The 12,314-nt window shown below is 41.3% G+C and carries 11 protein-coding genes; 4 read left to right on the top strand and 7 right to left on the bottom strand.

Annotated elements, in window-relative coordinates; genetic code table 11:
• Positions 1–13: 13 nt before the first annotated feature.
• The 6 genes from AB1A65_RS08010 to AB1A65_RS07985 all read right to left on the bottom strand — a co-directional run bounded on the left by AB1A65_RS08010 (position 14) and on the right by AB1A65_RS07985 (position 5,629).
• Positions 14–226, bottom strand: a complete 213-nt coding sequence (locus AB1A65_RS08010) for a DUF4266 domain-containing protein (RefSeq protein WP_366587595.1) — start codon at positions 224–226, stop codon at positions 14–16.
• Between the two features lie 9 nt (positions 227–235).
• On the bottom strand, positions 236–1,195 hold the full coding sequence (locus tag AB1A65_RS08005; protein WP_366587592.1) for an FAD:protein FMN transferase: 960 nt from the start codon (positions 1,193–1,195) through the stop codon (positions 236–238).
• Positions 1,196–1,230: 35 nt separating this feature from the next.
• The gene (locus tag AB1A65_RS08000) at positions 1,231–1,668 is read right to left on the bottom strand and encodes a thioredoxin family protein (protein ID WP_366587590.1); all 438 of its coding nucleotides are present in this window, start codon (positions 1,666–1,668) and stop codon (positions 1,231–1,233) included.
• A gap of 19 nt (positions 1,669–1,687) precedes the next feature.
• Entirely contained in the window at positions 1,688–2,128 is a 441-nt protein-coding gene (locus AB1A65_RS07995; RefSeq protein ID WP_366587587.1) for a Rieske 2Fe-2S domain-containing protein, read from the bottom strand.
• A gap of 46 nt (positions 2,129–2,174) precedes the next feature.
• Entirely contained in the window at positions 2,175–3,353 is a 1,179-nt protein-coding gene (locus AB1A65_RS07990; RefSeq protein ID WP_366587585.1) for an AIR synthase related protein, read from the bottom strand.
• An 89-nt stretch (positions 3,354–3,442) separates the two neighbouring features.
• Positions 3,443–5,629, bottom strand: a complete 2,187-nt coding sequence (locus tag AB1A65_RS07985) for a glutamine synthetase III (protein WP_366587583.1) — start codon at positions 5,627–5,629, stop codon at positions 3,443–3,445.
• 212 nt (positions 5,630–5,841) lie between these two features.
• Here AB1A65_RS07985 and AB1A65_RS07980 point away from each other — a divergent pair, with 212 nt between their 5' ends.
• On the top strand, positions 5,842–6,852 hold the full coding sequence (locus AB1A65_RS07980) for a glutamine synthetase beta-grasp domain-containing protein (RefSeq protein WP_366587581.1): 1,011 nt from the start codon (positions 5,842–5,844) through the stop codon (positions 6,850–6,852).
• 60 nt (positions 6,853–6,912) lie between these two features.
• Here AB1A65_RS07980 and AB1A65_RS07975 read toward each other — a convergent pair whose 3' ends face one another.
• Positions 6,913–7,851 carry a calcium/sodium antiporter gene (locus AB1A65_RS07975; protein ID WP_366587578.1) on the bottom strand — a complete coding sequence of 313 codons (939 nt, stop codon included), beginning with the start codon at positions 7,849–7,851 and terminating at the stop codon, positions 6,913–6,915.
• Positions 7,852–8,003: 152 nt separating this feature from the next.
• On the opposite strand from AB1A65_RS07975, the gene AB1A65_RS07970 reads away from it, so the two are divergent.
• The 3 genes from AB1A65_RS07970 to AB1A65_RS07960 all read left to right on the top strand — a co-directional run bounded on the left by AB1A65_RS07970 (position 8,004) and on the right by AB1A65_RS07960 (position 12,154).
• The gene (locus AB1A65_RS07970; RefSeq protein WP_366587576.1) at positions 8,004–8,363 is read left to right on the top strand and encodes a BlaI/MecI/CopY family transcriptional regulator; all 360 of its coding nucleotides are present in this window, start codon (positions 8,004–8,006) and stop codon (positions 8,361–8,363) included.
• Positions 8,364–9,788 carry a M56 family metallopeptidase gene (locus AB1A65_RS07965; protein WP_366587574.1) on the top strand — a complete coding sequence of 475 codons (1,425 nt, stop codon included), beginning with the start codon at positions 8,364–8,366 and terminating at the stop codon, positions 9,786–9,788.
• Positions 9,789–10,414: 626 nt separating this feature from the next.
• On the top strand, positions 10,415–12,154 hold the full coding sequence (locus tag AB1A65_RS07960; RefSeq protein ID WP_366588064.1) for a DUF885 domain-containing protein: 1,740 nt from the start codon (positions 10,415–10,417) through the stop codon (positions 12,152–12,154).
• Positions 12,155–12,314 lie beyond the last annotated feature (160 nt).

Below are 12,314 nucleotides of genomic sequence, written 5' to 3'. Positions count from 1 at the left end.
GGAACTCATTGCTTTAATTACATCCGCAGCCGCCGCCCGTTTTACCACCATTGGCCCCGGATGAAGCTTCTCTATAAATTTGGAAATTGGTTTCAAAACGCTCAGATGGTCTCGCACCGAGTTGCATCTCAACATCATTGACATACACTTTTTCATATTCCCGAACCGCTACGCATGAACTGGAGAACAGCACTAAAAAGAGAAGAAAAAAAACAGCTTTTCCCATGCAGTAAATTTACTGATTCGTATCGAAAATGATTCCCGAACTCTTATGAATTTTATTGTCGGAGTCCACAACCACTACCTCCACCCCATCCATCTGATTGATCATGTGAATACCCGTATCCCTACCCATAATAAAGACTGCTGTGGCTAGAGCATCACATAATTCTGCCTGCTTTGCAAAGACAGATACACTGTTTATCCCTCTTGTGGGATAGCCTGTCCGCGGGTCAATGATGTGTGAGTATTTTTTTCCATTTAGGGTGATGTATTTTTCATAATTGCCCGATGTGGCCACTGAAGATTCCACTATGGGCAACCAACTGAACACTTTATCCTTACTCAAGGGATTAGCAATGCCTACCAACCATTTTTCTCCGGTTGCTTTTGTACCCCAAGTGGTGAGGTCGCCGGAAGCATTGATGATACCCCCCTTGACCTGTTTGGAGGTCAGGAGTTCTTTGGCCTTGTCCGCCGCATAGCCTTTACCAATGGCTCCAAATCCAATCCGCATACCCGGTTCACTTAAAAAAACAGTTTGTGCATCGGAATCCAATATTATTTTCTTGTAGCCTATTTTGGCAATAGATTTTTCAATATCCTCGTCAGTTGGCATACGGTCCATACTGCCATCGAATTTCCAGATGTTGTCCATGGACGCATAGGTTATATCAAAAGCCCCATCGGTAATCTCAGAGATTTTTATGGAGCGTTCAATCAACCTAAAAAACTCGGGACTTACTTTTACGGGTTTTATTCCCGCATTCTTTATGACTTTGGAAGTTTCCGAGTTTTCATCCCATGAGGAGATCATCTTTTCAATTCGCTCAATTTCGGAGACCGCCTCATCAATATCCAGATACCCAATTTCCTCATTTGGAGCTACCACGGTAATCTCAAACCGGGTCCCCATGAGTTTCAGGGTCTTTTTTACCGTAATATCCCTATGCATCAACTGTCCTTGCGACAGCATACACAACAAGCTGCAAAAAAGGACCGTTAACATTCTCATTTTACAAATCCGTTGAGGGTAGCAATATATTTTTTGGGAGATGTTTTTACATGGAAACCAGTTTTGCCCAAAACGGTCTCGTTTTTATCCAAAACTACAACCAATGGAAAGTATCCTTTTGGATTGTATTTTTCGGCCAGGGTCTTGTTGACCAATGATTTTTCTTCGGGAAGTTGATTCTTCTTTTTTTTGGGGAAATCGGCATTGTAAAGCACATAATTGGAAGAAGCATAGCTTTTAAATTCATCAGAATCCAAAATGCTTCGTTTTAACCGGATGCAAGGTGCACACCAATCAGACCCAGAAAAAACCAAGACAATGGGCTTATTTTCTTTATTGGCCAAATCCAGAGCATCATCGAAACTATTCTGCCATTTTTGGGCATGAATGGCTCCAATTAGGGATAAAAATGCTATGGTCAAGACCTTTTTCATACGATTTGGGCCAGTCTGATTACTCAAAAACCCGCAAAATGGAGCCACTGAGTTCTGTGTTGTAAACTTTTAATTGTCTTGCCGGATTACTATCAACTTGGTTCAAGGGAGTGCCATCTTGATCAAAACGGGAACCATGGACATCACAGTAGAAAATCCCACCATTTTGATTCACAAAACGGACTTGGTCATACGATTCATGACTACAAACCTGACTTGCAGCTACATATTCCCCATCCAAGTTTTTCGCGATGACAACTAAATTCTTTAGAATAAAACCTCCATTGGGAACTAAGGCTTGGGCTTCCTGAGATGTCAAGTCCACAGTAAAGTCCACTCCAGTGGGTTCTTCAACAATGTTACCGTCAATTTCATCTTTAGAGCAGCCGTGCAGGCAAGGAAAAGTAAGGGCAAAAGCAGCGCCTGCACCCAAACTTCTTAGAAATTCTTTTCTTTCCATAGCGAGAGGTTTATAGAAAGAACGTTAAAATGTACTGATTCGTATGCTAATATTCAAACTTACCATACGTACTTTGTATGGTCAATCTCTTATTTGGCGAGGCTTCTACGCGCCCAATAACCTGCGCATCAACATTAAAACTCTCGGAAATAGCAATGATGTCATCGGCAACTTGCTCATTCACATAAAGTTCCATACGATGGCCACAATTAAAGACTTGGTACATTTCTTTCCAATCGGTGCCAGATTGCTCCTGTATGAGCTTAAAAAGTGGAGGAATCTCAAATAAGTTATCCTTTATGATGTGTAGGTTATCTACAAAATGAAGAATCTTGGTCTGAGCCCCACCACTGCAATGCACCATACCATGGATTTGCTCTGAATTGTGTTGCTCTAATATTTTTTTGATGATGGGCGCATAGGTACGGGTTGGCGATAGTACCAATTTCCCGGCATCCAATGGGGAGCCTGGCACTTCATCGGTCAATTTTGTTTTTCCGGAATAGACCAATTCTTCTGGAACAGAGGCATCATAGCTTTCCGGATATTTTTTGGCCAGATATTTTCCAAAGACATCATGGCGGGCAGAGGTAAGTCCGTTGCTGCCCATTCCCCCGTTGTATTCAGTTTCATAAGTTGCCTTTCCGAAGGAAGCCAATCCTACAATGACATCACCAGCCTTTATGTTTGTATTATCAATGACTTGGGAACGTTCCATACGCGCCGTTACCGTGGAATCCACGATAATCGTTCGTACCAAATCGCCAACATCCGCTGTTTCACCTCCTGTTGAGCGAATGGTAATGCCATGTTTTTCCAAATCGGAAATCAATTCCTCCGTACCATTGATGATGGCAGAAATCACCTCCCCTGGAATCAGGTTTTTGTTCCGACCTATAGTGGATGACAGCATAATATTGTCAGTAGCACCCACACAAATAAGGTCGTCCACATTCATGATCAGCGCATCTTGGGCAATGCCTTTCCAAACTGAAGTATCGCCGGTTTCCTTCCAATACATGTACGCCAAGGAAGACTTGGTGCCTGCACCATCAGCATGCATTACCAAACAATGGTCCTCACTCCCTGTTAAATAATCTGGGACTATTTTGCAAAACGCTTTTGGAAAAAGGCCTTTATCAATGTTTTTGATAGCATTGTGCACATCTTCCTTTGAGGCAGAGACCCCTCGTTGTGCATATCTTTTACTGGTGTCCGACGACATAATCTTGGTTTGGGCAAAAATAGCGGAAAACCATCAATTCATTGATAGGTTGTTACGCTCTTTTAAAAACTACCTTGGATTTGAAACCTTTACTTTGTAAACAATATTTCCCGGTATTTTGTGAAGGGCCATAAGTCATCCGCAATCAATTTTTCCAATTTATCGGATTGCTCCCGAATGGTATCAAAATAGGGTTTTACATTATTGCAATAGGCTTGGGCTTTCTTGTTTATGGTAGAAAGGCCATTGGCCCTCTTACGGGCATCCGTCATTTCATCGGTCAGTTTCTTGATTTCAAGGATATGTTCTCCCACTTGTTCCAAGAGGTTCAATTGACTTTCGGCCACTTTCTTGTGAGCTGCTCCATAGACTTCCTTCAATCCACCGATATTCTCCAACAAAAGATTCTGGTAACGTATGGCGGCAGGAACAATGTGATTATACACCATTTCGCCCAATACTCTACCTTCAATCTGAATATGGAAAATATAAGCTCCCAGCTCCACTTCTTGCCGTGCTTTGAGCTCAACATCGCTCATCACATCCATCTCCTTAAAAAGTTCAACACTTTCTTTGGCCGTGATTACTTGTAAGGCCTCTGGTGTATTTGTATTGAAGCTAAGCTTACGTCTTCTAGCCTCTTCTTGCCATTCCATGCCATAGCCATCACCCTCGAACCGGATTCTTTTGGAGGTTTTGATATATTCTCGCAACACATTAAAGACGGCTTCGTCCTTTTTTAGATTTTTCTTGTCAATCAAAGCATCTACCTCCTTTTTAAAGTCGGTGAGCTGTTTGGCCATTATGGTATTGAGCACGGTCATGGGCTTGGCACAGTTCATTCTGGACCCAACGCCCCTCATTTCAAACTTATTACCCGTGAATGCAAAGGGAGATGTTCGGTTTCTATCCGTGTTGTCCAATAAAATCTCGGGAATCTTCCCGACCACATTCAGTTTGAGTTCTGTTTTTTCCTCTGGAGAAAGCTTTCCTTTGGAAACACCTTCCAATTCATCGAGAACATCACTCAATTGTTTGCCAATGAAAATAGAAAGAATTGGCGGGGGTGCCTCATTGGCCCCCAACCTGTGGTCGTTGCTGGCTGATGCAATGGAAGACCGCAACAATTCCTCATAGGTGTCCACCGCTTTGATGGTATTGACAAAGAACGTTAAAAATTGGAGATTCTTCATGGGTGTGGTACCCGGGCTCAGCAAATTCACCCCAGTATCGGTTGCCAAAGACCAGTTATTGTGCTTTCCTGATCCATTTATTCCCGCAAACGGTTTTTCATGGAACAATACCTTAAAATGGTGTCGACTTGCCACTTCTTCCATCACATCCATCAACAAGAGGTTATGGTCCACGGAGAGATTGGCTTCTTCGAAGACCGGTGCCAGCTCAAACTGGTTTGGCGCCACTTCGTTGTGTCTGGTTTTTACAGGAATACCAAGTTGGGTACATTGTTTTTCCAAATCACTCATAAAGCTCAAAACCCGTGGTGGAATGACTCCAAAATAGTGGTCGTCCAACTGCTGGCCTTTTGCCGAGAAATTTCCAACCAGCGTCCTGCCGGTCATGGTCAAATCCAATCGAGATTGTGCCAATGCCTTATCTACCAAAAAGTATTCTTGCTCCCATCCAAGGGTTGCATATACCTTCCGTACGTTTTTATCGAAATACTGAGCCACACCCGTAGCCGCCTGATCTACGGCATGCAAAGCCCTCAGCAGGGGCGCCTTGTTATCCAAAGCTTCCCCGGTGTATGCTACAAAAATTGTGGGTATACAAAGGGTAGTTTTATATAGAAACGCAGGTGACGTTGGGTCCCATGCAGTGTAGCCACGAGCCTCAAATGTATTTCGAATACCTCCACTCGGAAAGCTGGATGCGTCTGGTTCTTGTTGAACCAACTGGGCGCCACCAAACTTTTCCATGGCCCGGCCCTCGGGGAGTACATCAAAAAAGGCATCATGTTTTTCTGCCGTGGCCCCTGTTAAGGGTTGAAACCAGTGGGTGTAATGGGTTGCTCCCATAGATAAGGCCCAGGCCTTCATTCCCTCAGCTACTTGGTCTGCTATTTTTCTATCGATTTTGTTCCCTTGAAAAATAGCTGATTTAACATTGTCAAAAGCCTCCTTGGTCAGGAATTGAAGCATTTTTTCTTCATTGAACACCTGTCTCCCGAACAGTTCAGATCGTCTACCGGATTCATCTATATTCTTATATTCTCTTTTTTGGCTTGCTGCCAAGGCTTGAAATCTTGTTTTTGGCATGTTCGTTTGTATTGATTCCGCAAAGCTACAATTAACAATTTAATAATAAATCCTCTAAAAAATACTTTTTTTTCATTCAACCCTACCTAAAATATGGGGTTCTATAAATAATAGGGTGTACTTTGTGATTTTAACCCTGCAAAATGCATATTATTCAATGAAAAAACTATTTTTGTCAATCGTGAATTTGAGAACAAATAACTACCAGAATTATGAGCAAATCTAAATTAGAGTATCTATGGTTGGATGGTTATGAACCAACAGCCAACATTAGAAGCAAGACAAGGATTGAGGAAGATTTCAGCGGGAAATTGGAAGATTGCCCACTTTGGTCTTTTGATGGTTCATCCACAAAACAGGCCGAGGGTGGTTCTTCTGACTGTTTGCTAAAACCTGTTGCCATTTACCCAGACCCTGCACGAAAAAATGGATATTTGGTAATGACTGAGGTTTTAAATCCAGATGGAACTCCTCACGAAAGTAACTCAAGAGCTACGATCGATGATGAAAATGATGATTTCTGGTTTGGTTTTGAGCAAGAATACTTCATTATGGATACTGCCACATTGTTGCCGCTTGGTTTCCCTGTTGGTGGTTACCCTGGACCTCAAGGTCTATACTATTGTTCTGTAGGTGGAAGAAATACTTGGGGAAGAGATCTTGTTGAAGAGCATGCTGATCTTTGTTTGGAAGCTGGTCTTCAGTTTGAGGGAATCAACCAAGAAGTTGCTGCTGGACAGTGGGAATTCCAACTGTTTGCTAAAGGTGCCAAAAAGGCTGGTGATGAAATTTGGGTAGCCCGTTACTTACTTCAAAGATTGACAGAAAGCTACGGATACTATATTGAGTACCACCCAAAACCTATTAAGGGAGATTGGAACGGATCAGGAATGCACGCAAATTTCTCCAATACTCTGTTGAGAACTTGCGGATCTAAGGAAACTTACGAAAAAGTATGTGAGGCTTTCCGCCCTGTAACTAAAGAGCATATTGCTGTATATGGGGAATTTAATGATGAGCGTTTGACCGGTAAGCACGAAACGGCTTCAATTAGAGATTTTAGCTATGGTGTTTCCGATAGAGGTGCATCTATTCGTATTCCAATTTTAACTGTTGAAAAAGGTTGGAAAGGTTGGTTGGAAGACAGAAGACCTGCCTCCAATGCAGACCCATACAAAGTAGCGGCAAGAATCATCAAGACTGTGAAGTCAGCTGATGTATAAAATGTATATAAATTAGTTGTTGATTATAGATGAAACCGTCCCTGTTTTAGGGGCGGTTTTTTATTTTATGGTCATGTAAACAAAACTCACATAAAAAAGAAGCAACACCAGACCGTCCCGCCATCCCAAACGCAATCCTTTAGGAAAAAACACTAGGGGCAATATCAAGAAGGAGATGCCCAGCATCCAAAAAATATCACTGGAAAGCAAACCTTGATCCATTACGGTGATAGGGGTTATGATGGAGGTAATCCCAAGTACCGCCAACAAATTAAAGATGTTTGAACCAATCAGGTTCCCTAGGGATATGGCTTTTTCCTTTTTCAACACCGCAATCACCGAAGCAGCCAATTCTGGGACGCTTGTCCCAACGGACACCACCGTTATACCAATGACCCTATCACTCACACCAAGTGTTGAGGCCATGCCCACTGCGCCATTGATCAGCAATTCCGAACCACCCCAAAGGGCCGTGCCCCCTATACCTAAAAAGAATACAATTTTATATAAGGGAAGCGGCACATCGTCCTCTGGCATTTCATCCACAACAGCAGGTTTCTGAAAACGTAGCAGATATACCAAAAACAGAAACAGCAAGGAAACAAGAACAATCCCTTCATACTGCTGTAGCTGCCCATCAAAATAAATAAAGCCACAAAAAAGCAATGATGCGGCCATCATAACAGGCCAATCCGTGGTGTAAAAACTTTTGCGAACATCAATACTGCCCATAATTACAGTGATTGCCAATACCAATCCAAGATTGGCTATATTGGACCCCACTACATTCCCTAAGGCCAGGTCTGGAAATCCATCCAAAGCAGCTTTAACGCTCACTATAAGCTCTGGAGCTGAAGTGGCAAAAGAGACCACCGTCATTCCTATTACAATTTTGGGAATCGCCAATCGTAACGATAAGGCAACCGCAGATTTTAACAACCAATTTCCTCCAGCTATAAGCAGCACCAATCCAAGAACAATAAAAAGTAGGTTTTCCAAAGAAGCTCAATTTATGGCAAATATAGAGGAAGATTCACGGCTTTAAAGGGGAAGACGGAAAAAGAATAAACTACATTTTTAGTAGATTAACTATAAAAATAGTTGCTTAACTGATAAATTAGTTTTACTTTGGTCTATATAAAATCCATGTCATGCAAAAATTGACGAATAAAGAAGAGGATGTAATGAAAATTCTTTGGCGCTTGGAAAAAGCATTCGTCAAAGAAATTATGGCAGAGCTTTCGGGTGATAAGCCCCATTACAATACCTTATCCACCATTGTCCGAAATCTAGAAGAAAAGGACTATGTGAGCCATGAGGCATTTGGGAACACCCACAGGTACTATCCACTAGTGACAAAGGAAGCGTATCGGAAAAAATTCATCAATACCACCATCATGGATTATTATGATAACTCCTATAAAAGCTTGGTGTCCTTTTTTGCCAAGGAAGAGAAAATTTCGGCAGATGAACTTCGGGAAATTCTTGAACTCATTGAAAAAAATAAATAAATGGAAGATTTTGCATTCTACATTCTGAAGTCAGCAGGAATATCAACCCTATTCCTTATTTGCTATACCCTTTTTCTGAAAAAAGAAACATTCTTCAACGAAAATCGAGTATTTCTTCTATCCGGTTTGGTTTTGTCTTTCCTAATCCCTCTCATCGGTATCAAGGAAATTGTATGGCTAGAACCCATTATACTACCTTTCAATAGTGCTAGCAATCAACTAGAAGGAGTTTCGGATAACACCTCAACCGTTTATTGGATAGCAATCCTAATAATGGTTTATGGTTTGGGAGTTGCTTTTCTATTTGTCCGCTTGATCGTAAATCTCCTATCCTTAAAACGAATAGTTGTGAAGGCAGATTGCCAGAAAGAAGACGGCATCAACTTTGTTGAAACCCAAAATAATACCACTCCTTTCTCCTTTTTCAACTACTTAATCTATAATCCAGAAACACTGACCAAAGCAGATTTTGCCACCATTGTTGCCCATGAGCGCATGCACATCAAAGGACGTCATACCATAGACATTCTTTTGATGCACGCCATAATCATCCTTCAATGGTTCAACCCCTTTATCTGGCTTTATAAGGCTAGCGTGGAGCACAATCTTGAGTTTATTGCAGACCGAGGTGCCTTAGCATCGGGGCACGATAGAATTCGCTACCAGAACCTCATGTTGAAAACCATGGTGGGTGCAACACATCCGTATTTTTCCAACTCATTTTACAATTCAATCATCAAAAAACGAATAGTCATGTTAAACAAAAAAAAATCACGGAAAAGCAATGTATGGAAATTTGGGATTGTACTTCCTTTATTGGTAGGTTTCATTGTAAGTTTTCAAACTACAACGGTGGCACAAGTAAAAGTGACAGGGTATGGTTTGGATAATAATCGATTTGAAGATGTTTATTCCATAAACAAGAATTCAACAGATACTGAAATCGCTGAAATAAATAATTCCATTGAACAGAAAGGGGGTACTTTTACCCATTCGTTAAAAAGAAACGCCCAGGGAGAAATCGTTGAACTTGAGTTGCAAATAAAAAATAAAGGCACTGGTCAATTCACAAGTACTGTTCCCTTTTCGGAATGCTATTTTGGAACGCTTAAAGGCGGTGGTATTTTCGTGGCTGGTAATAAAGAAGCCTATGAAGGGATGAAAAACCCAAAACCTCTGAGCAAGGAACCATCAGTAAGAATCAATGACAACAGCAATGGTGTCACCATACGATCTTCCTCCGGTGACAAACCCCTAATTGTTATAGATGGGGTGGAAAAACCAAAAGCGGTTATGGGCGATTTAGGGCTGGAACCTGAAGAAATCCAGAGCATCAATGTTTTGAAGGATAATATGGCCTTAGAAAAATATGGTGAAAAAGGAACAAACGGCGTGGTTGAAATAACTACCAAAAAGAAAAATTAATTTTAGTAAAAAGACTCCAAAAAATTACTCGGCCAACCTTCTTGGTTGGCTTTTTTTATGCCCTCCTCCAAAACGAGATTGCCCAAAAAGGCCCATTTTTAAACGAAAGCTCCCTTGGTTTTCAAAAACAGCTCCAAAAACCCCCTACAAATATTACATTATGTAATATATATTTCAATTTAACATTACATATTACAACTTCACTCAAGACGATAGTAAAATAGTATAGCAGTATCTCATTTAAAAAGCTACAATCTTGTATGCAAATGCATAGATTTTGATGTAAATCCTTGGAGACATGAGTTTTATCATTTTATCTTCAAAAAACAATATCGATTTAACCCGATTATTAACAACCATTTAAATCAAACATTCCATGCTTTCCATTGTAAAATTTCTTGTCTTTTTGCTATTACATTTGATAGAAACCATTCTTTTGTAGTACATGAAGATTCTGTCCTCTTTGTTATCTTCCGTATCATCCGTGGGAACTGTATTTTTCATTTTATTAAAACTTTAGCACTCAAATTATGACTTGTGGGTTCGATTTAGTTATTTTACATATGTAACAGAACAAACCAAAAAACGTGAAAAAAATAACAATTTTACTCATGGCCCTAACGGCTATGATGTCATGTAAACCGGAACCTAAAAAGGAGGAAGTACCCGCCCTTAATGCAGAGTTTGAAGCCGTGTTAAAGGGATATTATGAAGAGGGCTTGAAATTAAATCCCATCAATGCCACCATGGCGGGCGATCATAGGTACGACGATTCATTTCCTAATTTGCTTTCCGATGCCTACCAAGCAGAGAAGAAAGCCTATTATGAGAATTATAAAAACAAACTATCAGAATTTCCAGATGAGGAGCTTACCGATAGCCAGCAAATGAGCAAAGCAATCCTGGAATGGGAATGCAACATCAATTTGGCAGAGTTTGACTACAACGCTGACCTTACACCGGTTGATCAAATGTGGTCCCAAAATCTTTTCATTGGGCAATTGGCCAGTGGTGCCAGTGCGCAACCCTTTGAAACTGTTGAGGATTACCAAGAATGGATGCAACGCGTGGATGAATACTTGGAATGGCTTGCCAGTACCGAGGACAAGATGCGCGAAGGCATTGAGAAAGGGCATGTTCTACCCAAGTCCTTAATCGTAAAAGTATTACCTCAGTTGGAATCCCAAATGGAAGAAGATGTAGAAAAACATCTGTTTTACCAGCCTATTCAAAATATGCCTGCTGATTTTTCAGAGGAAGAAAAGACAATGCTCACTGAGGCATATTCAAACATGATCACCAACAAGATTGTTCCTGCATATGCCAAATTGCACAATTTTATGAGCACTGAATATCTTGATGCAGGAAGGGAATCCAGTGGTATTCAAGGAGAGCCAAATGGTGATGCCTATTATGCGCATCAAATAAAAAAATACACTACAACCAATATGACCGCCGAAGAAATTCATGAATTGGGATTGAGCGAGGTGGCCCGCATCCGTTCCGAAATGGAGAAAATAAAGGAAGAGGTTGGTTTTGAAGGTGACTTAAAAGCATTCTTTGACTATGTACGGAGCAATGAAGAACTCATGCCGTTTACCGAGCCAGATCAAGTTATCGCACATTTTAATGAAATCCATGAGCGCATGAAACCACAATTGGAAAAGTTGTTTGATACTAAGCCCAAAACTCCTTTTGTGGTTCGAAGGACAGAAGCGTTCCGTGAAAAATCAGCCAGTGCGGAATACAATCCCGGCTCCTTGGATGGTACCCGTCCAGGAGTATTTTATGTACCCATCCCTGATGCCTCAGAATACAACATCTATTCCGATGAATCCCTGTTTTTGCATGAGGCTATTCCAGGTCATCATTATCAAATTTCATTGATGCAGGAAAATGAGGAATTGCCAAAATTTAGAAAAACCCTTTGGTACAGTGGTTATGGTGAGGGTTGGGCCCTTTACACCGAATCTTTGGGGAAAGAATTGGGACTATATACCGATCCCTATCAGTATTTTGGGATGTTGGGGGCAGAAATGCACCGGGCCGTCCGCTTGGTAGTGGATACCGGATTGCATTCCAAAGGATGGACCCGCGAGCAGGCCATCCAATATTCTTTAGACAATGAAGCCGAATCTGAAGCCAGCATCATCTCTGAAATTGAGCGTTATATGGCCAATCCGGGACAGGCTTTATCCTATAAAATTGGTCAGTTGAAGATTCAGGAGTTACGCAAAAAAGCGGAAGATATGCTTGGGGACAAGTTTGATATTGGCCAATTTCACAACCAAGTCTTGGAACCCGGGTGCGTACCATTGGCGTTGTTGGAAGATAAAATCAACAGCTGGATTGAGGCCAGTAAATAACACCAGTACAGAGAAGCTATCTAGAAAGCTTGATTAAAACGGTGTCACATCGAGCGCAGTCGATATGTATTTCTAACCTAGTACTCCACAAAGGTTCTCGACTGCGCTCGAACTGACATTTTATGCTTTTCTGGACGGCTTCTTTTATTATGTTAAGCTA

Source organism: Allomuricauda sp. ANG21 (genome assembly GCF_040705235.1).
Taxonomy (GTDB): Bacteria; Bacteroidota; Bacteroidia; order Flavobacteriales; family Flavobacteriaceae; genus Flagellimonas; species Flagellimonas marina.
This window is presented reverse-complemented; position numbering and strand designations above follow the sequence as displayed.